The sequence below is a fragment of the Mesorhizobium sp. P3_A10 genome (assembly GCF_056403175.1).
The window spans coordinates 34,155-60,144 of the sequence record NZ_JBFUFZ010000004.1 but is presented as its reverse complement, the minus strand read 5'-3'; the positions used below and the strand labels follow the sequence as shown (position 1 = coordinate 60,144).

28 protein-coding genes are annotated in these 25,990 nt (G+C 63.1%); 17 read left to right on the top strand and 11 right to left on the bottom strand.

What is annotated here, in order from left to right; all coding sequences use genetic code 11:
* The first annotated feature begins 89 nt into the window (after positions 1-89).
* The 3 genes from AC1DXU_RS17050 to AC1DXU_RS17040 all read left to right on the top strand — a co-directional run bounded on the left by AC1DXU_RS17050 (position 90) and on the right by AC1DXU_RS17040 (position 2,690).
* On the top strand, positions 90-1,223 hold the full coding sequence (locus AC1DXU_RS17050) for a flavin-containing monooxygenase (protein ID WP_477370534.1): 1,134 nt from the start codon (positions 90-92) through the stop codon (positions 1,221-1,223).
* 310 nt (positions 1,224-1,533) lie between these two features.
* A complete protein-coding gene (locus AC1DXU_RS17045; protein WP_477370530.1) occupies positions 1,534-2,013 on the top strand; it encodes a MarR family winged helix-turn-helix transcriptional regulator in 480 nt (159 codons plus the stop codon).
* The gene (locus tag AC1DXU_RS17040; protein WP_477370527.1) at positions 2,010-2,690 is read left to right on the top strand and encodes a GNAT family N-acetyltransferase; all 681 of its coding nucleotides are present in this window, start codon (positions 2,010-2,012) and stop codon (positions 2,688-2,690) included. Before AC1DXU_RS17045 ends, AC1DXU_RS17040 begins: the two co-directional genes overlap by 4 nt.
* 23 nt (positions 2,691-2,713) lie before the next feature.
* Here AC1DXU_RS17040 and AC1DXU_RS17035 read toward each other — a convergent pair whose 3' ends face one another.
* Positions 2,714-2,938 (bottom strand): hypothetical protein, encoded by a 225-nt coding sequence (locus AC1DXU_RS17035; RefSeq protein WP_477310444.1) that lies wholly within the window; start codon positions 2,936-2,938, stop codon positions 2,714-2,716.
* Between the two features lie 275 nt (positions 2,939-3,213).
* Here AC1DXU_RS17035 and AC1DXU_RS17030 point away from each other — a divergent pair, with 275 nt between their 5' ends.
* The 4 genes from AC1DXU_RS17030 (at position 3,214) to AC1DXU_RS17015 (ending at position 6,689) form a co-directional block, all read left to right on the top strand.
* Positions 3,214-3,555, top strand: a complete 342-nt coding sequence (locus AC1DXU_RS17030; protein WP_477310442.1) for a hypothetical protein — start codon at positions 3,214-3,216, stop codon at positions 3,553-3,555.
* A gap of 15 nt (positions 3,556-3,570) precedes the next feature.
* Positions 3,571-4,272 (top strand): phosphatase PAP2 family protein, encoded by a 702-nt coding sequence (locus AC1DXU_RS17025; protein WP_477370525.1) that lies wholly within the window; start codon positions 3,571-3,573, stop codon positions 4,270-4,272.
* A gap of 357 nt (positions 4,273-4,629) precedes the next feature.
* The gene (locus AC1DXU_RS17020) at positions 4,630-4,887 is read left to right on the top strand and encodes a helix-turn-helix domain-containing protein (RefSeq protein WP_477370522.1); all 258 of its coding nucleotides are present in this window, start codon (positions 4,630-4,632) and stop codon (positions 4,885-4,887) included.
* Between the two features lie 98 nt (positions 4,888-4,985).
* Positions 4,986-6,689, top strand: a complete 1,704-nt coding sequence (locus tag AC1DXU_RS17015) for a SulP family inorganic anion transporter (protein ID WP_477370519.1) — start codon at positions 4,986-4,988, stop codon at positions 6,687-6,689.
* A 455-nt stretch (positions 6,690-7,144) separates the two neighbouring features.
* Here AC1DXU_RS17015 and AC1DXU_RS17010 read toward each other — a convergent pair whose 3' ends face one another.
* Entirely contained in the window at positions 7,145-7,900 is a 756-nt protein-coding gene (locus tag AC1DXU_RS17010; RefSeq protein WP_477370516.1) for a haloacid dehalogenase type II, read from the bottom strand.
* A 139-nt stretch (positions 7,901-8,039) separates the two neighbouring features.
* Entirely contained in the window at positions 8,040-9,011 is a 972-nt protein-coding gene (locus AC1DXU_RS17005; RefSeq protein WP_477370513.1) for a DMT family transporter, read from the bottom strand.
* Between the two features lie 208 nt (positions 9,012-9,219).
* Between AC1DXU_RS17005 and AC1DXU_RS17000 the strand changes: the two genes are divergently transcribed.
* The 3 genes from AC1DXU_RS17000 (at position 9,220) to AC1DXU_RS16990 (ending at position 11,754) form a co-directional block, all read left to right on the top strand.
* The gene (locus tag AC1DXU_RS17000) at positions 9,220-10,110 is read left to right on the top strand and encodes a LysR family transcriptional regulator (RefSeq protein WP_477370510.1); all 891 of its coding nucleotides are present in this window, start codon (positions 9,220-9,222) and stop codon (positions 10,108-10,110) included.
* Positions 10,111-10,569: 459 nt separating this feature from the next.
* A complete protein-coding gene (locus AC1DXU_RS16995) occupies positions 10,570-11,259 on the top strand; it encodes a GDSL-type esterase/lipase family protein (RefSeq protein WP_477370507.1) in 690 nt (229 codons plus the stop codon).
* Positions 11,260-11,388: 129 nt separating this feature from the next.
* Complete coding sequence (locus tag AC1DXU_RS16990; RefSeq protein ID WP_477371584.1) at positions 11,389-11,754, top strand: hypothetical protein; 366 nt, start codon at positions 11,389-11,391, stop codon at positions 11,752-11,754.
* A 15-nt stretch (positions 11,755-11,769) separates the two neighbouring features.
* On the opposite strand, the gene AC1DXU_RS16985 is transcribed toward AC1DXU_RS16990, so the two are convergent.
* The 4 genes from AC1DXU_RS16985 to AC1DXU_RS16970 all read right to left on the bottom strand — a co-directional run bounded on the left by AC1DXU_RS16985 (position 11,770) and on the right by AC1DXU_RS16970 (position 15,372).
* Complete coding sequence (locus AC1DXU_RS16985; protein WP_477370504.1) at positions 11,770-12,420, bottom strand: glutathione S-transferase family protein; 651 nt, start codon at positions 12,418-12,420, stop codon at positions 11,770-11,772.
* A gap of 298 nt (positions 12,421-12,718) precedes the next feature.
* A complete protein-coding gene (locus AC1DXU_RS16980) occupies positions 12,719-13,645 on the bottom strand; it encodes a DMT family transporter (RefSeq protein ID WP_477370501.1) in 927 nt (308 codons plus the stop codon).
* An 86-nt stretch (positions 13,646-13,731) separates the two neighbouring features.
* Positions 13,732-14,343 carry a DNA-3-methyladenine glycosylase gene (locus AC1DXU_RS16975; RefSeq protein WP_477370498.1) on the bottom strand — a complete coding sequence of 204 codons (612 nt, stop codon included), beginning with the start codon at positions 14,341-14,343 and terminating at the stop codon, positions 13,732-13,734.
* A gap of 9 nt (positions 14,344-14,352) precedes the next feature.
* Positions 14,353-15,372: an LLM class flavin-dependent oxidoreductase gene (locus tag AC1DXU_RS16970; RefSeq protein WP_477370496.1), complete on the bottom strand. Its 1,020-nt coding sequence runs from the start codon at positions 15,370-15,372 to the stop codon at positions 14,353-14,355.
* Between the two features lie 165 nt (positions 15,373-15,537).
* On the opposite strand from AC1DXU_RS16970, the gene AC1DXU_RS16965 reads away from it, so the two are divergent.
* Complete coding sequence (locus tag AC1DXU_RS16965; protein ID WP_477370493.1) at positions 15,538-16,011, top strand: VOC family protein; 474 nt, start codon at positions 15,538-15,540, stop codon at positions 16,009-16,011.
* Between the two features lie 33 nt (positions 16,012-16,044).
* Here AC1DXU_RS16965 and AC1DXU_RS16960 read toward each other — a convergent pair whose 3' ends face one another.
* Positions 16,045-16,905 (bottom strand): SMP-30/gluconolactonase/LRE family protein, encoded by an 861-nt coding sequence (locus AC1DXU_RS16960; RefSeq protein WP_477370490.1) that lies wholly within the window; start codon positions 16,903-16,905, stop codon positions 16,045-16,047.
* Between the two features lie 113 nt (positions 16,906-17,018).
* On the opposite strand from AC1DXU_RS16960, the gene AC1DXU_RS16955 reads away from it, so the two are divergent.
* Positions 17,019-17,813 (top strand): helix-turn-helix domain-containing protein, encoded by a 795-nt coding sequence (locus AC1DXU_RS16955; protein ID WP_477310420.1) that lies wholly within the window; start codon positions 17,019-17,021, stop codon positions 17,811-17,813.
* Positions 17,814-18,137: 324 nt separating this feature from the next.
* On the top strand, positions 18,138-19,514 hold the full coding sequence (locus tag AC1DXU_RS16950) for an adenylate/guanylate cyclase domain-containing protein (RefSeq protein WP_477370487.1): 1,377 nt from the start codon (positions 18,138-18,140) through the stop codon (positions 19,512-19,514).
* Between the two features lie 88 nt (positions 19,515-19,602).
* Here the strand turns inward: AC1DXU_RS16950 and AC1DXU_RS16945 are convergent, their stop codons facing one another.
* The 3 genes from AC1DXU_RS16945 to AC1DXU_RS16935 all read right to left on the bottom strand — a co-directional run bounded on the left by AC1DXU_RS16945 (position 19,603) and on the right by AC1DXU_RS16935 (position 22,123).
* Positions 19,603-20,430, bottom strand: a complete 828-nt coding sequence (locus tag AC1DXU_RS16945) for a C40 family peptidase (RefSeq protein WP_477370484.1) — start codon at positions 20,428-20,430, stop codon at positions 19,603-19,605.
* A 278-nt stretch (positions 20,431-20,708) separates the two neighbouring features.
* Entirely contained in the window at positions 20,709-21,653 is a 945-nt protein-coding gene (locus AC1DXU_RS16940; RefSeq protein WP_477370481.1) for a CHAD domain-containing protein, read from the bottom strand.
* Positions 21,650-22,123: a CYTH domain-containing protein gene (locus AC1DXU_RS16935; RefSeq protein ID WP_477310412.1), complete on the bottom strand. Its 474-nt coding sequence runs from the start codon at positions 22,121-22,123 to the stop codon at positions 21,650-21,652. Before AC1DXU_RS16935 ends, AC1DXU_RS16940 begins: the two co-directional genes overlap by 4 nt.
* A gap of 139 nt (positions 22,124-22,262) precedes the next feature.
* On the opposite strand from AC1DXU_RS16935, the gene AC1DXU_RS16930 reads away from it, so the two are divergent.
* Genes AC1DXU_RS16930 through AC1DXU_RS16915 form a run of 4 tightly spaced genes read left to right on the top strand, consistent with a single transcriptional unit; the run spans position 22,263 to position 25,925 of the window.
* Positions 22,263-22,925 carry a CerR family C-terminal domain-containing protein gene (locus AC1DXU_RS16930; RefSeq protein WP_477370478.1) on the top strand — a complete coding sequence of 221 codons (663 nt, stop codon included), beginning with the start codon at positions 22,263-22,265 and terminating at the stop codon, positions 22,923-22,925.
* On the top strand, positions 22,922-23,875 hold the full coding sequence (locus AC1DXU_RS16925) for an HlyD family secretion protein (protein ID WP_477370475.1): 954 nt from the start codon (positions 22,922-22,924) through the stop codon (positions 23,873-23,875). Before AC1DXU_RS16930 ends, AC1DXU_RS16925 begins: the two co-directional genes overlap by 4 nt.
* Positions 23,872-24,792: an ABC transporter ATP-binding protein gene (locus tag AC1DXU_RS16920; protein WP_477370472.1), complete on the top strand. Its 921-nt coding sequence runs from the start codon at positions 23,872-23,874 to the stop codon at positions 24,790-24,792. Before AC1DXU_RS16925 ends, AC1DXU_RS16920 begins: the two co-directional genes overlap by 4 nt.
* Entirely contained in the window at positions 24,789-25,925 is a 1,137-nt protein-coding gene (locus tag AC1DXU_RS16915) for an ABC transporter permease (protein ID WP_477370469.1), read from the top strand. Before AC1DXU_RS16920 ends, AC1DXU_RS16915 begins: the two co-directional genes overlap by 4 nt.
* The last annotated feature ends 65 nt before the right edge of the window (positions 25,926-25,990 follow it).

Here is a 25,990-nt window from a genome sequence, read left to right as displayed (position 1 = left end):
ACGCGACCTGATTATCGATCATATCGCGCAAGTGCCATATAGGGCGCACTCGGCGCCCTGCGGCGCCCATGGAAGGGAATCTCGACGGAATGACGGCAACGACAAACGAACCGGTCATCGTCATCGGCGCCGGTGCGGCCGGGTTGGCTGCGGCCGATGCACTGGGCCGGCTCGGCGTGCCTGCCATCGTCTTGGAGAAAGAGATGCGGCTGGCCGAACCCTGGCGGCGACGGCACGAGCGGTTGCATCTGAACACGCACCGCGCGCTGTCGGCGCTGCCGGGGCTTGCCTATCCGCCGCGCACCGCCGCCTTTCCGCACAAGGATATCATCGTTGGCCATCTCGAGGCCTTTGCCCGCGAGCGCGGCCTTGCAGTCGAGTTCGGCGTAGCGGTCGAAGGGATCGCGCACGATGGCCAACGCTGGCTGGTGCATACCAGCGCGGGTCCGCGCAGCGCCGCGCATGTGATCGTCGCCACCGGCCGCGACCGCTTGCCGTGGATGCCCGACTGGCCAGGGGCCGGATCTTTCCAGGGCAAACTCATCCACGCCGCCGACTTCGGCACGGCGGACCACTATTCGGGCAAAAGCGTGCTGGTAATCGGCGCCGGAAATTCCGGCTTCGACGTGCTCAACCATCTCTCAGGCGTCGACACCAAACATGCCTGGCTGTCGGCAAGGCACGGCCCGTCGCTGCTGCCGAAGCGGATCGGCAAGGTCGCCGTGCACCGCTTCGCCGGCTTGATGGCGCAACTGCCGACGCCCGTCGTCGATAGGATGATCTCGGCGACGCAGCGCCTCGTCTTCGGCGATCTCACCCGCTTCGGCCTGCCGCCGGCGCCGAAGGGCGGCGCCAGCCGGCTCGGCGCCGAGCAGATCGCCATTGCCGTCGACGACGGTGCCGTCGCCGCGCTCAAGGCCGGCCGCATCAGCGTGGTGGCGCCGGTGGCAAGCTTCGATGGCGCGGCTGTCCGGCTGAGTGACGGCACGATGCTCGAACCGGATGTGGTGATCGCCGCGACCGGCTATCGCACCGGGCTAGAAACCATGGTGGGCGAGCTGGGCGTGCTCGACCAAAAGGGTGTGCCGAAAGCCAATGGCGGCACGCCGAGCGGCCAGCCCGGCCTATGGTTCATCGGCATGCGGCCGAGCCTGACCAGCTATTTCCACAGCGCCGGCCTGCAGGCCCGCGATATTGCGAGGCAGATCGCCAGGGGATCGTAGCGGCGCCTCGGACCTTCGTCATCCACGGGCGAAGCAGCCGCGCAGCGGCGTCGCGAAGACCCGAGGATCCATTCCGTGACATTGGTCTTAGAGTGCAGCGGAGCAGACCCTGCACTGCAGCGTAGTTCAGAAGTCGCGGCATGGATCCTCGGGTCTGCGCTGCGTCGCTACGCTCCTTGCTCCGCCCGTGGATGACGAAGGGATGGGCGCTTCGGCCACTCGCCAAGGTCCAGCTAATCGCCAAGGCGCGCTCTTGACCTCGTTCCTTGCCTTGTTATATAACTTGTTATGGTTATGCGGTGAGCCCACCATGGAAGACGTTCTGCGATCTCTTGGCTACCTCGCCCTGGGCAGCCGGCTGAAGCGTATCGGCGAGCAATTGCAGGCTGATACGCAGCGTCTGCTCGATCGCCTGGAGGTACCGGTGCAGTCGAGCCAATACCCTCTGCTGGCCGCGCTCGACAGGCTGGGGCCGCTGCCCGTCGGCGAACTGGCGCAATCTCTGGGGATCACGCAGCCGGGCGTGACGCGAAGCGTGTCGCTGCTGGCCGATCTGGGACTGGTCGAAGTGATCCAGTCGGACGGTGACCAGCGGCGCAGGATGGTCTCGCTGACGAAGAAGGGTGAGCGCCTGGTCGATACTGGCAAGCGAGATGTGTGGCCGCGCATCGAGAACGCCGTCGCGGATCTGTGCAAGGACCTTTCGGGGCCGCTTCTCGATCAGTTGGCCGCCATCGAGGACGGGTTGGCTGCTTCCTCGCTCGATCGCCGTGTGGAAAAAGCGCAATGAGGCACGTGCTCGATCGCCCTGTCTGGAGCGCGCTGGACACAAAACATCAGGCCTTCGCGCAAGGCGGCGCCCTTGCCCGGCGCTATCCCTCGTCGATCGTTCCTTTTGCGGCCAGCGCCGCTGACGACGCCGAAAGCCTGCAGGCGCTTCAGGCGCTCGTAGCCGCAGGCGAGAGCATCATCATGCTGCAGGCGGACGCCATCGTGCTTCCCGCGGGACTGGCCGCGATCTCGACCGCCTCCGGCGTCCAGATGGTTCTCGAGACGCCCTTGCAAGCTGTGTCGGACGAGCGCGTGCAGCAGCTGACGCAGGACGACGCGGCCGAGATGCTCGCTTTGGCCTCGCTGACCAAGCCCGGCCCGTTCTCGCTCAAGGCACTCAGCCTCGGCGATTTCTGGGGGGTGAAGATCGATGGCAGACTGGCGGCAATGGCCGGCGAGCGCATGAAGCAGCCCGGCTATACCGAACTCAGCGGCGTGTGCTCGCATCCGGATGTTCGCGGCGGTGGCCTAGGCCGGCTGCTATCCGTGTTTGTGGCCAATCAGATCGCGGCGCGCGGTGAGGTTCCGTATCTTCACGCCTATGCCACCAACGCCGCGGCCATAAAACTGTACGAGTCCATCGGCTTCAGCTTGCGCAGCCCGATGCATGTGGCCGTCGTTCAGCGCGCAGGATAGGCGCAAACCGTCAACTTCGGGCCTCAGGCCGATTTCGGTTCGAGCCGCCGGAAACCGACGGCTTCCATCAGCATCTCTTCTTCGACCATGCCGGCATTGTGCAGGGCGAGCAAGGTGAGCGCGATCTCGCGCGCCTCGGCCGAATCGGGATGCGCTTCGCGCCGCTTGCAGGCTTCATCGAACACGCGCTGCAGCCTGGCGATGTCGGCGGGTTTGAGCAGGCCACGGTCATAAACGGATTTTGTCATGGCAGTCTCCTGGTACTGACCTAGGGCGCCACGTTTAAATTGCCAATCTTTCCCGAGGCTTGAATGGATCTCAAGGCGAAGCAAAGATGCGGATCCGTGCCGACTGATCGTCCCGGGCCGCGATCTTGCCACCGCCCGGCTTTGCGATGACGACGACAGCCGGCCAATTTCCGACCCGATTTGCTGTCCTTGATCGCCCCCGCTTGACCGCGACCAGCGGTTCGGAAACAAGGATTGCGACACCCGCGACAAGGGTCATGGTCAAGGAGCAGAAATTGAGTTTTTCGGGATTGCTGCAGCTCGGCTTTTCAACGGTGATTTTTCTACTGGCGGCGACGGCGGCGAAGCAATGGGGGCTGGCGCCGAGCCTCGGCAAGATCGTGCTGACGCTGGCGCTCTATTCGCTGGGCAATCTGATCATGCTGCGGCTGATCCGCGAATTTGGCATGTCGGTGTCGTTCAGCCTGTCGGCTGTCATCCAACTGGTGTCGGTCAATGTGGTGGCGCTGGTCTTCTTCGGCGAGCGCGTCAACGCGCTGCAGGCGGCCGGCATCGTGCTGGCGATCGCCGCGGTGGCGCTGATCACACTCGGGCCCTATCTGCAGGGGCGGATGTAACGGGGCGAATTGCCGATGAAGAACGCCACGAACGCCCTGCTTAACTGGATCGAATTCCCGGTGCTGCTGGCCGGGCTGGTCATCGCTGGCGGGCTGTGGGGGTTCGAGGAGCTGATGGAGGTGGCGCGCGCCACCACGCCGCACGCCTTCGACACCGAAATCCTGCTCGCCTTCCGTCAGCCGGGTCAACCGGGACTCCCGATCGGTCCGCCCTGGCTGGAAGGCGCGATGCGCGACATCACCAGCCTCGGCAGCGCCAGCGTGCTGGTGCTGATCGTAACGGCGGTGATCGTCTATCTCTTGCTGATCCGCCGGCCGGCAACGGCGCTGCTGATCTTCGTGGCGGTGGCCGGTGGCCAGGTGCTGTCCAGCCTGCTGAAGGCCGGCATCGACCGGCCGCGGCCGGAACTGGTCTCGCATCTCGTCGACGAGACGTCGCTGTCCTTTCCGAGCGGCCACGCCATGCTGTCGGCGGTGACCTACCTGACGCTCGGTGCACTGGCGGCACGCTTCCTGCCCGGACGAACGACGAAGATCTATGTGCTGGGCCTCGCGATGCTGACGACCCTGCTGGTCGGCATCAGCCGCATCTATCTCGGTGTCCACTGGCCATCGGACGTACTGGCCGGCTGGTGTGCCGGCTTCACCTGGGCGATGCTGTGCTGGCTCGCCGCCCGGGCGTTGCAGCGCTGGCACGGGCAGCCCGACGGCGGCTGACGCCTCGCAAGACCGGGCCTTGAGCCAACCCGTGTCCGCACGTGCAGCGTCAGATCATCCTGTTGATCACGTGCCCGCAGCCCGCGAGCAGGAAAATCGTCGACAGCACACAGGCCGATGTCATCAAAGCCTTCAAGAGTCTCAACGGCTTATCCCCTCAATGTTGTCGATGAAACGGGATCGCCGTCGATTTTTTGCAAACGACGACAATGCGGTAGGCTAGCATGAATGTCATACGCACCACCATCGCGCCGACAAGAGCAAAGCCCATGTTTCACATATGCATACTGATGGTTGAAACATCATCATGATTGTATTATGCATTGATCCCGCAGACTCAGACGGGGGTTTTGGCCGATGATCACTGCCGCGCAGATGCGCGCCGCGAGGGCGCTGGCCGGCATCGATCAGAAGACGCTCGCCGAGCGCGCCGGAGTTTCGCTTCCAACCATCCAGCGCATGGAAGCGAGCGACGGCGTGGTCAGGGGCGTGGTCGATACGCTGATGAAGGTCATCCAGGCTCTCGACGAGGCCGGGGTGGAACTGATCGGCGAGAACCAGACCAGCGAGCGCGGTGGCAGGGGCGTGCGCCTCAAGCCGGTCGCGCAGCGCTAAAGCCTCTCCAACCTGAGCCGGCACAGATAAAGTCGCGACGCGACCGCCGACATTGCTGCCGACGATCCCGCCGCCTTCACGGAGCGGAAGGCACATTCATGGACCATCAGGCAAGCCGCCATCCGGCACGGCCGACATTTTCCGAATTGTTCACGCCAAAGCTGGTGACGGTCTGGCGCGAGGGCTACCACCTGCCGCAGTTCAAGGCCGACTTCATGGCCGGGCTGACCGTCGCCATCGTGGCGCTGCCGCTGTCGATGGCGATCGCGATCGCCTCGGGGGTGACGCCGGAGCGCGGCCTGTTCACCGCCATCGTCGGCGGCTTCATCGTCTCGGCGCTCGGCGGCAGCCGCTTCCAGATCGGTGGCCCGGCCGGCGCCTTCATCGTGCTGGTGGCGGCGACGGTGCAGCGCGAAGGCTTCGACGGGCTGCTGCTGGCAACAATGATGTCCGGCGTCTTCCTGCTCGCCATCGGCTATCTCCGGCTCGGCACCTACATCAAGTTCATTCCCTATCCGGTGACGGTCGGCTTCACCGCCGGCATCTCGATCATCATCTTTTCCGGCCAGATCGTCGAACTGTTCGGGCTGAAACTGGCGGGCAAGGAGCCCGGGCCACTGGTGCCGAAGCTGATGGCGATCGGTGACGCCGCCGGCACGTTCAACATCTCCGCGACGCTGGTGGCGGTGCTGACCATCGCCACCATTGTCGCAGTGAAACGCTGGCGGCCCGGCTGGCCGGGCATGCTGATCGCCGTCGGGCTGGCCTCGCTGGTGGTGGCGCTGCTGGCACTGCCGGCGGAAACGATCGGCACGCGCTATGGCGGCATTCCGCGCAGCCTGCCGTTTCCGGCGCTGCCGGCGTTCAGCCCCGACAAGGTGGTCGCGGTGTTGCCGGACGCCATTTCCTTTACCCTGCTCGGCGCCATAGAATCTTTGCTGTCGGCCGTGGTTGCCGACGGCATGACCGGGCGGCGGCACCGCTCCAATTGCGAGCTGGTGGCGCAAGGTTTCGCCAACATCGCCTCCGCGCTGTTCGGCGGCATCTGCACCACCGGCACCATCGCCCGCACCGCCACCAATGTGCGGGCCGGCGCGCACGGACCGGTTTCGGGCATGCTGCATTCACTGTTCCTGCTGGTCTTCATGCTGGTAGCCGCACCGCTGGCCAGCTACATCCCGCTTGCCGCCCTTGCCGGGGTGCTGGCCGTGGTCTGCTGGAACATGTTCGAAAAACAGGCTTTCGCCACGTTGCTGCGCGCCTCGCGCGGCGACGCGCTGGTGCTGATGGCGACCTTCCTGATCGTCGTCTTCCGCGACCTGACCGAAGGCATCGTCGTCGGCTTCGTGCTTGGCTCGATCCTGTTCATCGACCGCATGGCCAAGTCAATTGCGGTGGAGGCGGATCTGCCGCTGGTGCAGGAAGATGTCGCCGACAGCCCTAGTGCCTATGATGCCGGCGAGTCGAGCGACGCCGACACCGTCGTCTACCGCATCTCGGGCGCGTTCTTCTTCGGCGCGGCCTCCACCGTCGGCACCGTGCTCGACCGCATCGCCGACCAGCGCAAGAACTTCATCCTCGATTGCTCGGCCGTGCCATTCTTCGATTCGACGGCGGCCAATGTCATCGAGGGCGCCGCCCACAAGGCAAAGCGCGCCGGCGTGCGCTTCATCATCTCAGGCGCCTCACCGCAGATACGGCGCACGCTGATCAACCACGGCGTCAAGCGCCCACTGGTGACCTACGCCGCCTCGATCCGGGATGCGCGGGCGCAGCTCAACGGAAAACTGGAGACGGAATAGCCGACCGCGGCTACAACATCAGGATAATGTACCTAATTAGAATATTTAATTGCATATATTCTGAACATGGAACGCCCGCCGGTTTAGGCCGCGTTTGACCCGGATCCGGCACATTTTTCCACGGCGCGGATGGGCGCAAAGCGCGTCATATCCGCCAGTAACGAAGCGGACATTACCGGCGACCGCGCTGGCGGTCGGGGGTGCGCCAATTCCAGTCAATCGCAAGCCATCCTCCAGACCTAACATGGCAACCCAGCGGTCAGAATTTGAACCGCTACTCTGCAGCATTGCTAGTCGCGGTTCGGGTTCCTCCGTCGAAACCTCGTGGATCTCATCCGCAGTCGACTTGATCCGGAACCACGCATGGAGCGCGGGAAGGAAGAGCAGGATCAACACCGTGCCGGCCGATGTTCCGCGCCTGTCTTCTTCTAGATCGGTTGGGCCGGCGCATGCTCTCACGCAATAGGCGGCTTGGCGGCTTGGTTATCAGCCACCCGCAACTCTTCAGCGTGCGCCTTGACGAAGTCGGCCATGCTGTCGAAGCGGAAATCCACCGTCGGTGCGTCGCCGGGGTTCATCGTGGCGCCGAAGCCCTGATCGGAATGCCGGCGATAGATCCAGCACGATGTAAGACCGAAGCGGTTGGCGGGAGCGTGATCATGGAACATGCTTTCCGCGGTGTGTAGAATCTGTCGCTTCTCGACTCCGATTGTATCGAGCTTTTCGAGCATGTAGTCGAAGTTCCGGTTGGAAGGTTTGTAGGAGCCGATATCTTCCGCCGTGTAGACAGCATCGAAATCAACGCCGAGCTTCTTGTTGCTGAACGAAAAGTTCTCGTTGTCGACGTTGGAGAGTATGATCAGCTTGTAGTGCTTTCTGAGGTATTGCAAGGCGTCCGCGGAGTCGGCAAAGGCCGGCCAATCCTTCACGCTTTCGCCATACGCCAGGCATTCCTCTCGGGTTGCGATGACACCCCACTCCTCCGCAAGTCGCTTGTAAACGACCGGCAGAAGGTCGCGGTAACGCTTCCCTGGAGTCCATTTTTGCTGACTGGATTCGTGCCGGGCATGCGCCTCCAGTATCTCGTTCCGGCTCAAGCTGCGGGCAGCCCTTTCTGTCAGCGGCTTCAGACTGTCGATCATGCCGGATTCCCAATCTATGAGCGTGCCGTAGCAGTCGAAGGTCAGGGCTTTGAAATCTGTGAGCTTCATGGGTTCTCCTCCTTGATGTCCATGATTGAATCGACGCCGCCGTGGATCGCGGTCAATCATCTCGATTTCGCTCTCGGTGATAAATGAGCGTGCGCTAAGCCACCGGCGCGAGGTGTGGGTTTCAACTCGGGTACAAAGCCTACTGGGAAAATGCCCGGTCCATCGCACGAGCCGTCATCGACTGACTACCCGATGCGCTGCTGACTGAGCTCGAAGTCCTTAGACGTGCGCTGCGCGACGACGTGAACCAAACACCGAACAGTGTCACCGCAAGGCCAACGAACATCGCCGTCGAAAGCGGCTCGCCGAACATCGACCAGCCCCACAGCATGGTCACCGGTGGGCTGAGATAGATCACACTACTGACCTGTGAGGCCGTGTAGAGGCGCAGGCTCACATAATATGTGCTGTAGCAGAAGAACGTCGAAAACAGCACCAACCAAGCGATGCCGAACCCGAAACGGGTATCGAGGGGCGGCATCAGCCCGCCATTCCATTCGGCGCAGACGGCGAAAAGGATCGCCGCCGTCAGGCATTGAATGCATAGGCTTTGATGGATGGGCATATTGAGCGTCCCCATCCGCTTTTGCACCACCGTTGCCACCGCCAGAACCATCATGGAAGCGATTGTCAACATATATGCCCAGGCCGGGGCCGTCCCGAGGGTCAGGCTGTCCACCGACACGAGGATCACGCCCGTCACTCCGAGAGCCGTGCCGATCCATTGTCTCCCGGTCAATCGGTGTCCCAGGACCGGCTGCGACAAGGCTGCGATGGCTAGAGGCACAAGATCGGAAATCAGCGCGACAAGGCCAGTCGGCACGCGCTGACCGATGGCAAGCGCGAATCCGCCTAGATAGAGGAACATCATCGCCACGCCGAAGACCATCTGCTGGATCAAGGCACGCGCGTTTATGCGCGGTCCGATCAGGAGAGCAAATGGCAAGAGGATCAATCCGGACATCAAGGTTCGCCAGAACAGCACCAGCATGACATCGGCATTCTCGCTGGCATAGCGAATACCGACGAACCCGGAACTCCAGCTTACGACCAGGGCCGTCGCCATTATTGGCCATACGAGGCGATGGGTTTTGGTTTGCCGGAGCGTCATGTGATCTCTTTGTTCAGTTGCGCCCATGATCCGGAGGTGGATCACGACCAACGTTGGCGCAGACTATTGCCAACACGCATGCTCGTTTGCACATGACAAATTTCGATACGTTCATGAAATCCCCACGAAAATCAGCATACCATGTTGCCTGAAACGCATCTGAAGATCAGAAATAGACGCGTAGCTTCGATTTGGAGCGGGAGTTGTCATGGCTGGAGTGATGAGCCGCCGCCTGGATGTCGACGCCTTGCGCGCACTGGTTGCGATCGAGAGGCACGGCGGTGTCACGCGCGCGGCCGAGATTCTCGGCCTGTCGCAGTCGGCCGTCAGCCACAAGATCAAGAGACTCGAAACGAGTCTCGACTGCGAAATCCTCGCCCGGAAAGCAAACGCGCCGGTGTTCACCACGGCCGGACAGGATTTGCTTGGCTATGCGCGGCGCATTCTGGGCATCCATGATGAGGCCGTTCTGAGCCTGTCGAAAAGCACGTTGCAAGGCAAGATCGCGCTGGGAATGACCGAGGATACGACCTGCACGGACCTTTCGCGCATTCTTGGTCGGTTTCGCCGGCTCTACCCGGATGTAACCGTCCGCACGCAAGTGCGCATGAGCCTCGTCTTGCAGGAGCAGCTCAGCCAAGGAGCTCTTGATGCCGCCATCATCCAGGTGTTCCAGCACGAGGTCCGCCCCGCTGACATCCTCCTGTTCCGCGAGACGCTGCATTGGGTGAAATCTCGAGACCTGTTTCTGTCGAACGGGGCACCGGTCCCATTTCTTTCCTTCGATGAAAATTGCTTTTACCGGCGCTGGGGCATCGACGTCGGGCAGGACGAGGATACGGTGTTCGAGACCGTGTTCGAATGCTCCAGCGCAGCCGGAATCATTGCAGGCGTAACCGCGGGGCTCGGGGTCGCACTCTTGAGCCAGCGGTACCTGCAGCCCAATATGGAGATTGTCGACAACAAATTCCCCAAGCCTCCAGACTTAGCTTATGTAATCAGGCGCGCGCGCAACCCCCGAAACCCCGCGCTAGAGACCTTGGTCAGGGAGATCGAGGCTGAAGTAAAGCGTTACGGGGCGCTTCAAATTGCCGTCTGAGCCCGTTTCGGACTGCGATCAATGCGCGCCGTTTGCAAGCCAAGCACTCGGCAATTGCACCTACCGGCGAACGAGTGGCACCCACCGGCAAATTTGACCAACAGCACCTTCGAGATCGATTACGAGCCGCCTCGGGTGCGCTCACCTCCCCTTTAGGTCAAGTCACGACGATGCCCACGCCAACCTGAATGTCCGCTCTTGAAGATTCGCGACTCGAAGCTGCCGGTTCGCTCTCGGCCCGCTCCGGTCATTCGAGAAACCGGCGGCGAACGACCGCTCTGGCGCTTAGTGGTCCTTCTGAGCCGCGACCGCTGCTCTCCGTTTAATCAGCCACAATGTCAGCATGGGGTGGCCACCTTCCTTCGCCGATGCGGTCGTGAGAATGTGCTGTTGCGATCCATCGCGGGCTCTGAGGCTTAGGCCAGGATAGCCTCGAATGGTCCGGCTGGGAGGCAGACCATGACAAAACTGCGTGACGTCTCGTTTGTGGCCCTTGCCGCATTTTCCGCAATGTTGGGGTTAGCCGGCAATTTGGATGCCGAGGATGCACCTCCGACAATCGTCACCCTCGGCGACAGCTACATCAACAGCTATGGAGTCGCTGCCACCGAGACCTTTGCAGCCGGGCTAAAGTCTGCGCTGAACGCTGCCGGGCACCCAGTGACAATCGTCGAGGTGGGGTATATGGCGACCAGCAAACGGGGTCTCGCTTGGCTGACGGAATCCAAGGACGGCCTTGAGCTGCAGGCGCGCCCTGCAAACCACGTTGTCATCGTTGAATTGGGTCAGAACGATTGCGCTCGTATCGACCTGGATCACACGCGAGCAAACCTCGACCAGATTCTTGGTATCCTCGCCCAGAAGCGCGTTCCAGTGCTTGTGGTTGGAACCGCGGCCTATGGCTATTGCTCGTCTATCCTCTCTGCTGGGCACGGGGCTGACTATGCCGAGCCGTTTTCAAAGATGTTCTCCGAGCTAGCGACCAAGCATGGAGACTTGCTCTACGCCGACTTCAAGGAGGGCGTGACTGGGCATCCGGAGTTGCTGCAAGCGGACAACGACCATCCAAATGCAGCGGGTGATGCGATCATCGTTAGAAACATGCTCCCTATGATTGAGGCGCTGCTCGCGCAGGTGCAACCGCGTTGAACAACGAACGGCGTGAGTTGTGGAAAACCATTGATCGCGATAACCGTGTCCCGGGCTGCCTCATCGCAGCCATCTACTATGGGCAGAAGAGTTCTGTGTACTCTCCAAAATGCTTCAGGAAGGCTCGGGATGAGACTTGCAATGTTGGTCGCGTTGGCCGCGACATTGGCGGGGTGCGTGACCTCTCCGGTCGACTATGGAGCGTCGCTTTCGCAGCAAGATCCGAAATGGCTGTCGCCGGAATGCCAGCAAGCGCGCATGGCGGCTTCGACCTATGAAGCGCGCGAAAAGGAGCACCCGGGATGGGGCTTCGGCGTCATGCTTGGCCCGTACTCACTGGGGCTCGTGGCAGCCATCAAGGAGCATGAGCAGAAGCAGAGAAAATTGTTTTCCCGCGAGGTGCATCTGCAGTGCTCAAGTCTGCCGCTGCCAAAGGATTTGCAGGGCGACACAAGCCTTCAGGACGCGATCGCAAATCGGACAAAGTATCCATGAACAGCATGGCTACCCTCAGCCGGTCGAGGCGGCGGTGAACACCGCCAGTTGCGCCTCGAAAGCCCGTTTGTAGGCAGGCCGCGCTTCGCCGCGGGCGATATAGGCGGAGAGGGTTGGATAGTCCTCCAGCATGCCTGATGTGCGCAATCTAAGCAGCACCGTCACCATCAGCAGGTCGCCGGCGCTGAACGCGCCTTCGAGCCAGTCGGCATCGCCAAGCCGGTTGGAGAGTTCGTCCAACCGCTGACGGACGCGTCCGTCGAGCATGGGCATGCGCTCCGCGTACCAGGGCTTGTCGCGCTCCACGATCATGGGCATTGTCCGTTCCAGGATGGGCGGCTCGATCGTGCTGAGCGCGGCAAACATCCATGTGATGGCGCGCGCCCGGGCATTCGCATCGTCCGGCAGCAGGCCGGCATGGCCCTGCGCGATATGGAACACGATGGCGCCTGACTCGAACAGAGCGAGATCGCCTTCCTCATAGGTCGGTATCTGCCCGAAAGGATGCAGCGCGCGATGCGCCGGCTCCTTCATCTCGCTGAACGAAACAAGCCTGACGTCGTAGGGTTGGCCCACTTCTTCGAGCGCCCAGCGAACACGCATGTCACGTGAAAGTCCCCTGCCGCGGTCGGGCGAGCGTTCAAAGGCTGTGATGGTGGGGGTCATTGGAGCTCCGGGTGGTTGGTCAGATGTCCAGTTCTTTCGATGTTCATCCTAAGGACGAACGACCAATGTGACTCCCGACACCCTACTCGTTTTCTTGGCCATGGGCTCGCAGTCCGACTCTTCGGCGCGCTCCCTGTGTCGCCGGATCATTCGCCACGTTTGCGCACGCTGGGCTGAACCCGGCCGCTCGTGCGGCGGCGCTTGAGGACGTGCCCGCTTTCCTCGCCGTGTTGAAGCAGTAGGCGGCTTCAACAGGCGGTCATCAGCGATGCCCTCGAGGGCGATAGTGTGCGGCTGCTCAAACTGTCGCCTCGATCGGCTCGGCAAGCTTCGGGTTGGCGCGCGCGGCGATCAGGCAGCCGGCGACGATCAGGCATGCTCCTGCCAGCGTCGTCCAGGCCAGCGCCTCGTCGAAGAAGAACCAGCCAAGCGCGATCGCCCAGATGAAGGCCGAGTATTCCGTGGGGATCAGATATTGCGCTTCGGCGCGGGCGTAGGACCAGCTCATCAGGAATTGGCCGCTGAGCGACAGCATCATCACCCCGACCAGGGGAAGCCAGAGATTGGTCGGCAAAGCGACAGCCAGCCACGGCGCGGCGAGGCCGAAGAAGATCGCGACAAACAGGTTCTGGAACAGCATGATCTCGATCGGCTTGGCGACCAGCGCCTGTTGCCGGGAGAGGATCAGATTGTAGCCGTAGAACACCGTCGAGACGAGCACCGCCACCGTGCCGAGCAGCGTGTCCTGCGAAGCGCTTGCCTGGCCGAACTGGCCGGTCAGTATGATGGCGACGCCGGCTATGCCGGCCAGCGATGCCCAGATCGCCTGCCGCCGGATACGTTCGCCCAGCAACAGCGCGGCAAGGAAGAGGGCGAACAAGGGCGCGACGAAGCTAAGCCCGATCGCTTCCGCCAGTGGCAACCTGGCGAGACCCCAGAAGAAACAAAGGAGAACGATGCCGACAATTGCGGCACGCAGCGCATGCAGCCGCAGCACCGCAAGGGTTGGCCTTGAGCGCGGCCCCGCCGACCATGCAGCGCCGGCGACGACGGTCGCGACCATGCTGCGCCACAGCACCGTGTTGTAGACGCCGACGGCGATCACCAGCGTCTTCATCGCCGCGTCCATCCCGGACAGCAGGCAGATTGCCAGCGCGCAGACGAGCACCGGGATCATCGGGGAAACGGCCCCGGTCAGGCTGGATGTCTTCACGGCGGCACTCATGTGCTGCCGCGTATCCCAGAGCAAAGAGCAGAGCCAGATGGCAGCACCGTCGATGTGGAGGGCCAATACGATTGGAGGCGGCGCCCCTATCCGTTGAGCAATCTCGGACCGCTGACGAACGGGCTGCCCTTGAGATAAAACCGCAGCAGGCGGTCCGCATCTTTCGAAATACCGATCCTGATGCTCTGCCCGATATCACCGGGCTCATAGTCATCGCTTGCGAGCCATAGCGGACCTTGCCGGCAGAGATCGAGGCCGTCGAGCGAACGATCGATCAGCAACGCCTTGGCGAGCCGTCCCGGTCCGCGCGCCAGGTCGCGCAAGCGCTCGACGCCGCGGTTGAGCCGCATGATGGGGATGCCTTCGAGCGGCTCGAGCGCCCTGATCAGGACGCCGGTTCCGATCCCCTGCACCTCGCTCGAGACATTCAGCATGTAGGACACGCCGTAGGCGAGGTAGACATAGGCGTGGCCGCGTTCGAGAAACAGTGAACGGTTGCGCTCCGTCATCCCCCGGTAGCCATGCCCGGCGGCGTCGCCGACGACATAGGCCTCGGTCTCGACAATGCGGCCGCTGAGGACGCCCTCCGGCAACTCCCGCACCACGAGCTTGCCGATGAGGGTGCGGGCGAGAACGGCGGTGTCAGCCGGCAGCTCCAAACGAGCCAGCGGCGGATGATCCTTGTGGCCGGGGCCCACGATACAGGCTCACCGCCACCCCAACGCCGGAGCGACATGGGTCAGGATCGCCTCGATGACATGCGCGTTGTAGTCGACGCCGAGCTGGTTGGGCACGGTGAGCAACAGCGTGTCGGCTTCCGCGATCGCCTCGTCGCCTTTCAGCTGCTCGATCAGCACGTCCGGCTCGGCGGCATAGCTGCGTCCGAAGACGGCGAGTTTTTCGGGCTCGATATAACCAAAATGATCCTGGCTGTCGCTGCGGCCGAAATAGGCGCGGTCGCGATCATCGACCAGCGCGAAGATGCTGCGGCTGACCGACACTTGCGGCTCGCGTGCATGCCCGGCCTCCTTCCAGGCGGCGCGGAACAGGCGGATCTGCTCGGCCTGCTGGATGTGAAATGGTTTTCCGCTCTCGTCGAACTTCAGCGTGGAACTCTGCAGGTTCATCCCCCGTTTCGCCGCCCATTGCGCCGTGGCGTTGGTGGCGGCGCCCCACCAGATCCGCTCGCGCAGCCCTTCCGAATGCGGCTCGAGACGCAGCAGCCCCGGCGGGTTCGGAAACATCGGCCGCGGGTTGGGTTGGGCAAAGCCCTGGCCCCTCAAAATGTCGAGGAACACATCCGTGTGGCGCCGGGCCATGTCGGCGTCGCTCTCGCCTTCGGCCGGCGCAAAGCCAAAATAGCGCCAGCCGTCGATGACTTGCTCGGGCGATCCACGGCTGATGCCGAGCTGGAGACGCCCGCCGGCAATCAGATCGGCAGCACCGGCGTCCTCGGCCATGTAGAGCGGGTTCTCATAGCGCATATCGATCACGGCGGTGCCGATCTCGATGCGGCTGGTCTTGGCACCGATCGCGGCAAGCAGCGGAAACGGCGAGCTGAGCTGGCGGGCGAAGTGATGCACGCGGAAATAGGCTCCGTCGGCGCCAAGTTCTTCGGCGGCGACGGCGAGATCAATGGATTGCAGCAGGGTATCGGCAGCAGAGCGTGTCTGCGACTGGGACGAGGGCGTCCAATGTCCGAATGACAGAAAGCCGATTTTTTTCATGAGGGGAACCGCGTTGGCGTTGGAGGTGAGCGTCATCTAATGGCGCAAGCGCCGATTCGCCAGCAGACACCGCGATTGGCTCCGTTGGCGACTGGTTTCCAGGGTTGAGAAGGGCGGACGGCGACCTATTTTGCAGGAGCGGAAGGGCAATCGAGAGGAGCACGCATGCCGAAGAACACGATTTGCGTCTGGTACGACAAGGAGGCGGAGGCTGCGGCCCGCTTCTACGCCAAGACCTTTCCCGATAGCGCGGTCGGCGCGGTCCACCGTGCACCGAGCGACTTTCCGTCAGGCAAGAAGGGCGACGTGTTGACGGTCGAATTCACGGTTGCCGGCATTCCTTGTATTGGCCTCAACGGCGGTTCCGTGTTCAAACAGAGCGAGGCCTTCTCGTTCCAGATCGCCACCGACGACCAGGAGGAGACCGACCGCTACTGGAATGCCATTGTCGGCAATGGCGGCGAGGAGAGCGTGTGTGGCTGGTGCAAGGACAGATGGGGCGTGTCGTGGCAAATCACGCCGCGCACACTCACCGAGGCGATGGCCGCCGGCGGCGACGAAGCCAAGCGGGCGTTTGACGCGATGATGGACATGAAAAAGATCGACGTCGCGGCAATCGACGCGGCGCGGCGGGGTTAGCGCCGCGCCATCGCCGACGCGTTATTCCAACGCTCAGTCGAGCTTGATCGCCGCGACCTCACCTTCGTCCATCAGCGGCACATAGATCGTCGACTTGCCGTCGGTGCCGATATCGGCGCTGCCCGGCTTGAAGGTCGCGATTGCCTCCGGTGCGCCACCTTGCTTGTAGCGGTAGAGCGTGCCGGTCATGTAGGCGGTGGCGTAGATGGTGTCGCCAATGGCGATGACGCCATCGAGGTCGGCGAAATTTTCCGCGCCGGGCAATGGCGAGATCGCCTTGCTGGCGAGATCGACCGCCAGCAGGCCACCCGGCTCGGCGGTGCTGAAGTCAGCCTTGATGCCCTTGCCCCAAGAGGCGACGATCAACCTGCTGCCATCAGCGAAGACGCCGTTGGGCGAAGCAAGGGTCGCGTCCTTGACGAACAGTTCCGGTGTGTCGCCGTCGATGCGGTAGATCGCGTCGGCCAGCATGTCGGTGACGTAGGCCTTGCCGGAGGCGTCCGCTGTCATATCGTTGAGGAAGACGGCATTCGGCACATCGATGCTGGCGACGAGCTTGCCGCTGGCGAGATCGACGACGCGGACCTTGGTGATGTCGGCGACATAGAGTTTTCCGCCCGAAATCGCCATGCCCTTGGGCGCGTCCATGCCGTCGGTCCAGTGCGGGGTGATCACCTTGCCGTCCAGCGACAGCACCGAGAGATAGCCGTTGCCGTCGGCTTCGCCTGGGTTGCCGACGATGTTGGAGACGATGATGCGCTTGTTGGCGGCATCGAACAGCGCCGATTCCGGCTGCTCGAGACCTGTCGCGCGCCAGATTTCGCCGGCCTGGGCACCGGGCATGATCGCCATAGCGACGATGGCGAGGAATGTGGAAGTGATGAGGGCTTTCATAACTGGTCTCCTTAGGTGATGGCGGAGAGCTAGGCTTTTCGATACTTTTGCGGAAGGCCGATTGCCGCTAGTATCGGATACCGATACGAAATCGCGCAAAAGAGGTGCATCTCATGAATGGCCTGATCTTCGAGGCGCTGAAGCGGACGCTGAAGGCGAAGGGCGTCACCTATCGCGTGCTGGCCGAGCGCATGGGCGTTTCCGAGCCGACGGTGAAGCGGATTTTTCACGAACGCAACTGCAAGCTCGACCGGCTGGTGGAAATCTGCTCGGCAGCAGGCGTGGACTTGGAAAACGTGCTCGGCTCGATGAGCCGGGGGCCAGGGCCGGCCAACCGCGTGGCACCGGAAATCGAGCTCAAGCTCGCCGGCCGGTCGGCACTGCTGTTCATCTTCGTCATGCTGTCGGAAAAATTCACCCCCGAAGGCATCATGCGCTCGCACGGCTTGAGCGAAGCCTCGATGTTCCTTTATCTGCGCGACCTCGAGGAGCTGGGGCTGGTGGCGCTCGGCCGCGGCCTCACGGCCAGGCTGCTGGTCGAAACGCCGATCCAGTGGAATTTCGAAGGGCCGCTGCGGCCGCTGTTCGAAATGACCAACAAGAACTTCATTGGCTGGGCCATCTCCCATATGGAAAAGGAGGCGACCTTCGTCAGCTTCTCCAGGCGGATGCGGCCGGAGACGGCGGAGATGGTGCGGCGCGAGGCGGAGGAACTGGCGGAGCGCGCCAAGCTGCTTGCTCATCACGACCAGCACACGACGCCCGAGGACGGGCTCACCGGCTACAAATGGACCTTCGCCTTCGGCGCGACGCCGTTCCCGGCGATCATGCCGATCGGGCCGCACCCGCGCGACGCCGGTGCGCGGCCTGCAGTGGCTGCGAAGGGACGGCGGCCGCTGCCGGCCTGACACGGCCAATCAGATCCGGCACTAACACGGTATAGCCTCTGCAGCCAGGCGTTCCGCCATGCCGCCCAGCGCCGACCGCGGGCCGAACGCATCCATGTGGAGAATGACGCCGGGCGCTGCGATTCTTGGTGACCTGAACAGGGGAGCCTCCGCCTGTCCTCTTCGGTTTTCACGATGATCTTTTGTCTGGACTTTTTTGCTCTTTGCAGCCGCGTTTCAAAAATGAAACCACATTCATGATAGAGTTCGCGCACTGATTTGCCAGACTGTAGAGGGCGGGTTTGCCCAATGCGTGACACCTCCCCGTGAAATCGAAGTGATCCCATGCCGACCGCGCCAACACTTGAACTTCGCCGCTATTCGCGCCTGAAAAATTTGCGGGCGCGCGCAGAACGCCAGGGTGCTGCACTGCAGTTCTGGGCGCGTACAGCATCGCTCGCCGTGATCTCCTGCTTCTTTTCATTGATCAGCCGCTGGGATGCCTCGCTGCTCTTCGTGCTGGCGGGCCTTGTGCTGTTCCAGCTCGTCGGCCTGATCCAGTTTCTGTTTGCGCGCCGTCGCACGGCTCCATGGTGGATCGGGTACCTCGTCGGTACGCTGGACATCATTCTGTTGACCGTTCTGCTGATAACGCCCAACCCGTTTTCCCTGGAGGTCGCGCCGGCCGCGATGCAACTTCGCGAGGGCAGCTTCAAATTCCTGCTGATTTTCGTATGCCTTGGCGCGCTGACCCTTTCGACACGATTGGCGCTCTATCTCGGCGCGCTCGCGGCCTTGACGTGGGCGATCGGCGTGGGATGGGTGATTTCTTATCCGGGAACCGTCATTCCGGCGAAGAACCTCTATTCGCTGCCGGTGACAGAGCGACTGAACCTCTACCTCAACCCCAATTTCGTCGATACATTCGCGCAGGCGACCAACGTGTTGGTTGTGCTGATTATCGGCGCGATCATGGCGCTGGTCGTCTCTCGTTCCCGACATCTGTCGGAAGACTATGTCAAGGCAGAGCGCGCCCGCGCCAATCTCGCCCGGCATTTTTCGCCCAATGTCGTCGACCAGCTCGCCACGGATGACGAGCCCTTCGGCCCGGTCCGCCGGCAGGATATCGCGGTGCTGTTCGCCGACATCGTCGGCTTCACACACTATTCCGAGGATCATCCGGCCGAAGCCGTGTTCGAACTTCTGCGTCAGTTCCACCGTCGCATGGAGCAGGTCGTTTTCGACCACAATGGCACCGTCGACAACTATATCGGCGATTGCATCATGGCGACATTCGGGGTTCCGCAAGCCAGCCATGACGACGCGACTCGGGCCATCCAGTGCGCTGAAGCGATGGTCGCCGCTCTCCAAGACTGGAATGTGCAGCGGGTGTCCAGGGGATACCCGCCGCTGGACGTTCGGATCGGTGTACAATATGGCGCAGTCGTCATCGGCGCGGTCGGCAGCGAGCGCAACCTGTCCTTCGCCGTGGTGGGCGACACTGTCAACGTCGCCAGCCGTTTGCAGGCGCTCTGTCGTGAGCTTCACGCGAATATTTGCTTTGGATCACGACTGATTGAGGCCGCGCAGGCGGAATCGCCCACGACACAGTTGAATGCGCGCGATCATGGACCGGTGAGCATCCGCGGCCGGGACGAACCGGTCCATGTCTGGGTCGAACGCAGAGCCGAAAACCAGGGCGCTCTTGCGGTTTCGGCATGATGTAGGCCGCCATGTGAAACGCCTGCACCTCGGCCGGATAGCGGTAGGCCGCGCCATCGGGACATATCCTGACCCAGGCCGAAAGCCATCACGTGTCTGAGGCGATTGCTCCAGCCTTCGCGGCTGCGACGTCTGTGCCTGCCTTGTCGTCCCATGTCACCGCCCGATAGTCGAAACCGAATTCCAGCGTCGGTTTGACGATGCGGAAAAACGGCGACAGGTCGAAGTCGCGCGGCGTGTAGAGCGAGTGGTGGCGGATGTGCAGGATTTCCTTGCGCATATAGGTCGACTGCGCCGAGGCGCGGCCGGGCGCGCGGGTGATCTCGGGCAGGATCGGATAGCGGATCTGGCCATAGGCCTCGGCGATCAGCGTGGAGCAGATAGCGCGCGTCGGGTCGCCGGAGCCGAAAGCCAGCATGCGGCGGCGCCACCGCACCGGCACCGGCGGCGTCGGCAGGAAAAAACGCAGCATGTCAAAAATGTTCTTGAGATCGTATTTGAGGCCGAGCTTGCCGATCATGAAGGCGACGACCTTGTCGCGATCTTCCGGCGCCAGGCCGCTGGCCCGGCAAATGCGCGTGTTGTAGGTGCGATAGCGCGACAGCGGCACGGCGACGCAACCTTCGCCGAGCGTGACCTCGATCAGCCGCCGCCGCTCCGATCCGTCCTCGGGTTCAGCCAGGGCGTCGCCGACATAAAAGGCGGCATGCGACCAGGTCGACTGGGTCAGGTATTTGATGGCCGCCGAGATCTTCTGGTTGCCCTCGACAAGCAGGATGTCGCCAGGCTCGAGGGTGCGGCGCAGCGTTTCGGCGTCGGACGGCGTGTAGGGCTCATAGCCGGAGGATTCATCCTGCAGCCTGCCGGCAAGCCAGCGGCCAAGGCGATCGAGAAGCGTTTCGGCGGGCGCAGTCATCGTAGAGCGTGACTAGCACGGCGTGGTGGGCGAGGGCCAGCGGCGGCCTTGTCCCCTGCGAGGGCAGGGCTGCCGCATATGGATTCTTGCGAAGGAGGACCCCCACCCTAACCCTCCCCACAAGGGGGAGGGAACGCTGCCGCGCGCCATGTTAGAGCGCTGACGCAACCAATCTGCCGAGTTTCAGCGCCTACGGAGTCTCCCTCCCCCTTGTGGGGAGGGATTAAGGGTGGGGGTATTCGTAAAGCGCAGAACTCCGCCACCATCGTGTGCATGAGTCAGCCGGCCGTCGCGTTCGTGTCTTCCTGCGCCGCCGCGCCGACCAGATCGTCGCGCACCTTGCGCGCAAGCTTCCGTGTCGAGCGCTTCGGGCTGTCGCCGAACAGTTCGGCGGCTTCGGCGAGACAGGATTTTTTCAGGCTTTTCTCCGAGCGCTTCAGCAGCTTTGCGAGAAGTTTCGTGTCCTGCGGCTCGCCGAGAGGCTGGTCAGCGGCCTCGAGCAGCGCGCGCATGACAAAGACATCATGCAGTTCGCCCAGCCGCTCGCCCAGTTCGTCGACCGCCTTGCGCCGGGTCTTGATCGGCGTCGGCCACAGCCTGCCGAGCAGCGACAGATGCATGCTGTGGGTCTTGGCAGCTTTGCGCAGGTCGTGAAAATCATCGGCTTCGCCGCGCGATCCGGCCTTGTCCAGCGCCTTCCTGGCGCGGCGCAAGGTGATGCGGGCGCCCTCAGCAAGCACATCGGCGGCCTGCTCCGGCTGGTCGGGCAGAGCAAGCTTTTCGACGCGCGCGAGACCCTCTTCGCAAGCGGCAATCGCTGCCCCGATGGCAGCGCCGAGACCGGCGCCGCCATGCATCGCGTGCTGGCGCGCGACGAGCGTGTCGCGCACGGCATCGAGGCCGCCGCTGGCGCTGTGTTCGGGGAAGCTTGCCGCCAGGCGGTCGATCGTTTCGACCAGCGCGGTCGCCTCGCGCGGACCGGCCAGTAGGGCCGCCACCTCACGGTAACAATGATTTTCGGCGTTACAGAACGTTTCGTCCCCGGAACGGACCAGGCGCAGCAAGGCACGCGCGCTCTTCAACCGCTTGCGGCATTTGTGCAGCGCCTGCTCCGGCCGGCTGTGCGCGACGTCGAGATGGGCCAATGCCTTGCCGATCTCTTCGGCAAGGATGCGCCTGACCTCGCCGGTCAGCGGCAGACGTGGATCGATACGAAAACTCATGCGGCGATCTCCGGAACCCCCCCAAGGGCGAGCGACGCGTTGTAAAATCTGGACTCGCCGGTGACTTCGCGGCCGAGCCAATCTGGCAGCATTTCGTCCGGCACGTCCTCCGGCGTCTCGAGCTCAGCGACCACCAAGCCAGCCAGCATGCCGCCGAAAACATCGACTTCATAGAGATAGCCGCGGTGCCTAACATGGTGACGTGTCTTCTCGATGACACGCCCGATGGCGAAAGCCAGCATCTCCTGCGCCTCCGCCAGCGGGATCGAATACTCGAATTCGTCGCGTTCGCGGGCCGTGCTGCCGAATTTGAGCGTCAGCTTGGCCGAGACACCATCGCTGATGCGCACGCGCACGGTGCGGCCCGGTGCTGCGGCAAGATAAAACTGGCGAATGCGGATATCCGCCTCAGCCAGCTCCAGCCATTCGGCACTGGAGACCAGGAATTTACGCTCGACTTCCTTGCCCATGGTCGCGCACTAAAGCGCGGCGGCCCGGATATGGCAAGCCATCTCAGGTTGCCTTCGACCACGTGCAACCAAACCACGCAAATCCAGGTCAGCACGCAAGGACTTGACATTTAATCAATCGATTGATTAAATGATGGGCATGAGCAAGAATCCGAACGCCTCCCGCCCCGACATGACGCGCGCCGCACTCGTGCACGCGTCGCTGAAGCTGTTCGGGCGGCAAGGTTATGACGGCACCTCGACGCGCGAGATCGCAGCCGAGGCGAAGGCCAATATCGGCTCGATCGCCTATCATTTCGGCGGCAAGGAAGGGCTTCGCGCGGCCGCGGCCGACTACATCGTCGACACCATCCAGACCATTGCCGGCCAGGCGATGGGCAGTCCGCCAGCGGCCGGCGACCCGGAAGCGGCGCGGGCGCAACTCTTCGCCGCACTGGAGCGGATGGTCACCTTTATTGTGGCCAGCCCACAGGCAGGCGAGATCGTACAGTTTGTACTTCGCGAATTGTCGCATCCGACCGCAGCCCTCGACCGCATTTATGACGGCGTGTTCGAGCCGACGCATCGCCGGCTCTGCCTGATCTGGGAGCAGGCGACCGGCGAGCCGGCCGAAAGCGAGGCGACAAGGCTCACCGTGTTCACGCTGATCGGCCAGGTCATCTATTTCCGCATCGGCCGCGAGGCGGTGATGCGGCGCATGGGCTGGCACGACATCGGCGCCGCCGAGGCGGCCAAGGTGGTGGCGGCGACATCGAGCAATCTCAGCGCGATACTGGCCGCAAGGAAGGGGCAAAGACTATGAGCTTTCTCTGTTCGCTGCCGCTCGCCGCGCAGCTGTTCGGCGCCTGCGCGCCGGCCGCGCCGCTGGCCGTCGGCTATGTCGAGGGCGACTATGTGCTGCTGGCGCCGATCGAGGTGGCGCAGGTCGAGACAGTCGCGGTCAAGCGCGGCGACCGCGTCGTATCAGGCACGCCGGTGGTGACGCTGGAGAGCGCCGACGCCAAGATTGCCGTTGCGCTGGCAGAGGCGGGCCTCGCCCAGGCGCAGGCGCAGCTCGCCGATTTGCAAGTTGGCAAGCGGCCGGAAGAAATCGCGGTGCTCAAGGCGGAAGTCGACATGGCGCGCGCCCAAGCCACCGACGCCAAGCGCAGATACGACCGCGCCAGCGATCTGTTCAAGCGCGGCACCGGCACGCAGGCCGATTTCGATACGGCGTCCGCCACGCTGGAGACGGCCAATGCGCAGGTCGGCCAGGCCGAGGCCAATCTCGCCGTCGGCGGCCTGCCGGCACGGCCGGAGACGATCAAGGCCGCCGACAACCAGGTCAAGCAGGCGCAGGCGACGCTGGAACAGGCTGAGTGGCGGCTGTCGAAGCGCGTGCTGACGGCGCCCTCGCCCGGTCGCGTCAATGACGTCATCCGCAATCCCGGGGACACCGCCGGGCCGACAGCGCCGGTCATTTCGATACTGCCGGACGGCGCGGTGAAGCTCAGCGTCTACATACCGGAAAGCGCGTTTTCGTCGGTCAAGGTCGGCACGCTGCTCGGCGTCCATTGCGACGGCTGCGGCCCGGAGGTGAAGGCTCGCGTCAGCTACGTTTCGCCGGACCCGGAATTCACGCCGCCGGTGATCTATTCGCTCGAGAACCGGCAGAAGCTGGTCTACCTGGTCGAGGCACGGCCGGAGGGCGACGCCAGCGCCTTGCAGCCGGGGCAGATCGTCGATGTCGATCTGATGGACGCGGACAAATGAACGCCATCGACGTCCATGGCCTGGTCAAGCGCTTTGGCGACAAGACCGTCGTCGACCATGTGACGATGACGGTGGCCGAAGGCGAGATCGTCGGTTTCCTCGGCCCGAACGGCTCCGGCAAAACAACGACCATCCGCATCATGTGCGGCCTGCTGACGCCGGATGAAGGCGAAGGCACGGTGCTCGGCTTCAACATCCGTACCGACAGCCTGCGCATCAAACGCGAAGTCGGCTACATGACGCAGAAATTCTCGTTCTACGAGGATCTGACGATCGGCGAGAATCTCGAATTCGTGGCGCGGCTCTACCAGCTGAAGCCGGTTGCCGAGCATGTCGCCCGAACGCTGGAAGATCTCGGCCTGACCTCGCGAAAAGACCAACTGGCCGGCACGCTGTCCGGCGGCTGGAAGCAGCGGCTGGCGCTGGCCGCCTGCATCATGCACAAGCCGAAATTATTGTTGCTCGACGAACCGACGGCGGGCGTCGACCCAAAAGCCCGCCGCGAATTCTGGGACGAGATCCATCGTCTCGCCAATGGCGGGCTGACGGTGCTGGTGTCCACCCACTATATGGACGAGGCTGAGCGCTGCCACCGCATCAGCTACATTTCCTACGGCAAGATGCTGGCCACCGGCACGGTCGACGAGGTGGTGAAAAATGCCGGGCTGACGACCTTCGTCGTGCAAGGCCCACGCCTCGACCAGGTTGCAGCGGCGCTTGTTGGCCGCCCCGGCGTCGACCAGGTCGCGCCGTTCGGCGCGACGCTGCATGTCGTCGGCTCCGACAAAAAGAAATTGCAAGCAGCACTCGCCGATGTCGAGAAGGAGCACAAGGGCGTGACGGTGACGCCGGGCGAGACCAGCCTGGAAGACGTGTTCATCCAGTTCATGTCCGGCTCGAAGGACAATATGGCATGAACAGCGTGTTTTCCTTCGCCAGGCTTGGCGCGCTGCTGATCAAGGAGTTCATCCAGATGCGGCGCGACCGCATCACCTTCGCCATGATGCTGGGTGTGCCGCTGATGCAGCTGGTGCTGTTCGGTTACGCCATCAACAACGATCCGAAGAGCCTGCCGGCGGCCCTGGTGGCGACAAGCAGCGACCCCTACACGCGGGCCATGGTGTCGGCGCTGCAGACCACCGGCTACTACCGCTTCGACTATGTCGCGCAAAGTGCCGCGCAAGCCGAGTTCCTGATGTCGCGCGGCGACGTCGCCTTCGTCGTCACCATCCCGGCCGATTTCGCCCGCCGTGTCGAGCGCGGCGACAGCCCGCAGATCCTGATCGAGGCGGACGCCACCGATCCGGCGGTGGCCAGCGGCGCCATCTCGACGCTCGGCACCGTCGCCAACCAGGCGCTGCTCAGGGCACGCGGCACGCAGGAGACGGCAGCCGAGGCGGCCAGGGGCCAGCTCGAAGTGGTGGTGCACCGGCGCTATAATCCCGAAGGCATCTCGCAATACAACATCGTGCCCGGCCTGCTCGGCGTCATCCTGCAGATGACGATGGTGATGATGACCTCGATCGCGCTGACGCGCGAGACCGAGCGCGGCACGATGGAGAACCTTCTGGCGATGCCGTCCAGCCCGCTCGAGATCATGATGGGCAAGGTGCTGCCCTATCTGGCGGTCGGCGCGGTGCAGGTGGTGGTGGTGCTGGCGGCGGCCAAGCTGTTGTTTGCCATTCCCTTCACCGGCTCGATGTCGCTGCTGCTCACCGCCGTGCTGATCTTCGTGCTGGCGCTGGTGCTGCTCGGCTACACGATTTCGACCATCGCCCGCACGCAGATGCAGGCGCTGCAGCTGACCTTCTTCTTCTTCCTGCCGTCGATCATGTTGTCCGGCTTCATGTTCCCCTATCGCGGCATGCCGGGCTGGGCGCAACTGTTCGGCGAGATCCTGCCGCTGACGCATTTTTTGCGCATCATCCGCGCGGTCATGCTGAAGGGCGCCGAACTGCCGGCGGTGGCGACGGAGATCGGCTGGCTGCTGGTGTTCGTGGCACTGTTTGCGGGCGTGGCGCTGGTGCGGTTCAGGCGGACGCTGGACTAGGTCCAGGAAAAGCACCGGACGCGTGTCGGAGCTGTGCTCGGCACGGGAATTGGATAGAGTGATGA

Bases quoted from the DNA above. Each gene is read 5' to 3' on its own strand.
- AC1DXU_RS16980 (WP_477370501.1), bottom strand. From the start codon at position 13,645: ATGAGTGCCGCCGTGAAGACATCCAGCCTGACCGGGGCCGTTTCCCCG.
- AC1DXU_RS17015 (WP_477370519.1), top strand. From the start codon at position 4,986: ATGGACCATCAGGCAAGCCGCCATCCGGCACGGCCGACATTTTCCGAA.
- AC1DXU_RS16925 (WP_477370475.1), top strand. From the start codon at position 22,922: ATGAGCTTTCTCTGTTCGCTGCCGCTCGCCGCGCAGCTGTTCGGCGCC.
- AC1DXU_RS17035 (WP_477310444.1), bottom strand. From the start codon at position 2,938: ATGACAAAATCCGTTTATGACCGTGGCCTGCTCAAACCCGCCGACATC.
- AC1DXU_RS16915 (WP_477370469.1), top strand. From the start codon at position 24,789: ATGAACAGCGTGTTTTCCTTCGCCAGGCTTGGCGCGCTGCTGATCAAG.
- AC1DXU_RS16965 (WP_477370493.1), top strand. From the start codon at position 15,538: ATGCCGAAGAACACGATTTGCGTCTGGTACGACAAGGAGGCGGAGGCT.
- AC1DXU_RS16930 (WP_477370478.1), top strand. From the start codon at position 22,263: ATGAGCAAGAATCCGAACGCCTCCCGCCCCGACATGACGCGCGCCGCA.
- AC1DXU_RS16990 (WP_477371584.1), top strand. From the start codon at position 11,389: ATGAGACTTGCAATGTTGGTCGCGTTGGCCGCGACATTGGCGGGGTGC.
- AC1DXU_RS16945 (WP_477370484.1), bottom strand. From the start codon at position 20,430: ATGACTGCGCCCGCCGAAACGCTTCTCGATCGCCTTGGCCGCTGGCTT.
- AC1DXU_RS16960 (WP_477370490.1), bottom strand. From the start codon at position 16,905: ATGAAAGCCCTCATCACTTCCACATTCCTCGCCATCGTCGCTATGGCG.
- AC1DXU_RS17050 (WP_477370534.1), top strand. From the start codon at position 90: ATGACGGCAACGACAAACGAACCGGTCATCGTCATCGGCGCCGGTGCG.
- AC1DXU_RS16940 (WP_477370481.1), bottom strand. From the start codon at position 21,653: ATGAGTTTTCGTATCGATCCACGTCTGCCGCTGACCGGCGAGGTCAGG.
- AC1DXU_RS17020 (WP_477370522.1), top strand. From the start codon at position 4,630: ATGATCACTGCCGCGCAGATGCGCGCCGCGAGGGCGCTGGCCGGCATC.
- AC1DXU_RS17025 (WP_477370525.1), top strand. From the start codon at position 3,571: ATGAAGAACGCCACGAACGCCCTGCTTAACTGGATCGAATTCCCGGTG.
- AC1DXU_RS17045 (WP_477370530.1), top strand. From the start codon at position 1,534: ATGGAAGACGTTCTGCGATCTCTTGGCTACCTCGCCCTGGGCAGCCGG.
- AC1DXU_RS16995 (WP_477370507.1), top strand. From the start codon at position 10,570: ATGACAAAACTGCGTGACGTCTCGTTTGTGGCCCTTGCCGCATTTTCC.
- AC1DXU_RS16920 (WP_477370472.1), top strand. From the start codon at position 23,872: ATGAACGCCATCGACGTCCATGGCCTGGTCAAGCGCTTTGGCGACAAG.
- AC1DXU_RS16970 (WP_477370496.1), bottom strand. From the start codon at position 15,372: ATGAAAAAAATCGGCTTTCTGTCATTCGGACATTGGACGCCCTCGTCC.
- AC1DXU_RS17010 (WP_477370516.1), bottom strand. From the start codon at position 7,900: ATGAAGCTCACAGATTTCAAAGCCCTGACCTTCGACTGCTACGGCACG.
- AC1DXU_RS16955 (WP_477310420.1), top strand. From the start codon at position 17,019: ATGAATGGCCTGATCTTCGAGGCGCTGAAGCGGACGCTGAAGGCGAAG.
- AC1DXU_RS16950 (WP_477370487.1), top strand. From the start codon at position 18,138: ATGCCGACCGCGCCAACACTTGAACTTCGCCGCTATTCGCGCCTGAAA.
- AC1DXU_RS16985 (WP_477370504.1), bottom strand. From the start codon at position 12,420: ATGACCCCCACCATCACAGCCTTTGAACGCTCGCCCGACCGCGGCAGG.
- AC1DXU_RS17040 (WP_477370527.1), top strand. From the start codon at position 2,010: ATGAGGCACGTGCTCGATCGCCCTGTCTGGAGCGCGCTGGACACAAAA.
- AC1DXU_RS17005 (WP_477370513.1), bottom strand. From the start codon at position 9,011: ATGACGCTCCGGCAAACCAAAACCCATCGCCTCGTATGGCCAATAATG.
- AC1DXU_RS17000 (WP_477370510.1), top strand. From the start codon at position 9,220: ATGGCTGGAGTGATGAGCCGCCGCCTGGATGTCGACGCCTTGCGCGCA.
- AC1DXU_RS16935 (WP_477310412.1), bottom strand. From the start codon at position 22,123: ATGGGCAAGGAAGTCGAGCGTAAATTCCTGGTCTCCAGTGCCGAATGG.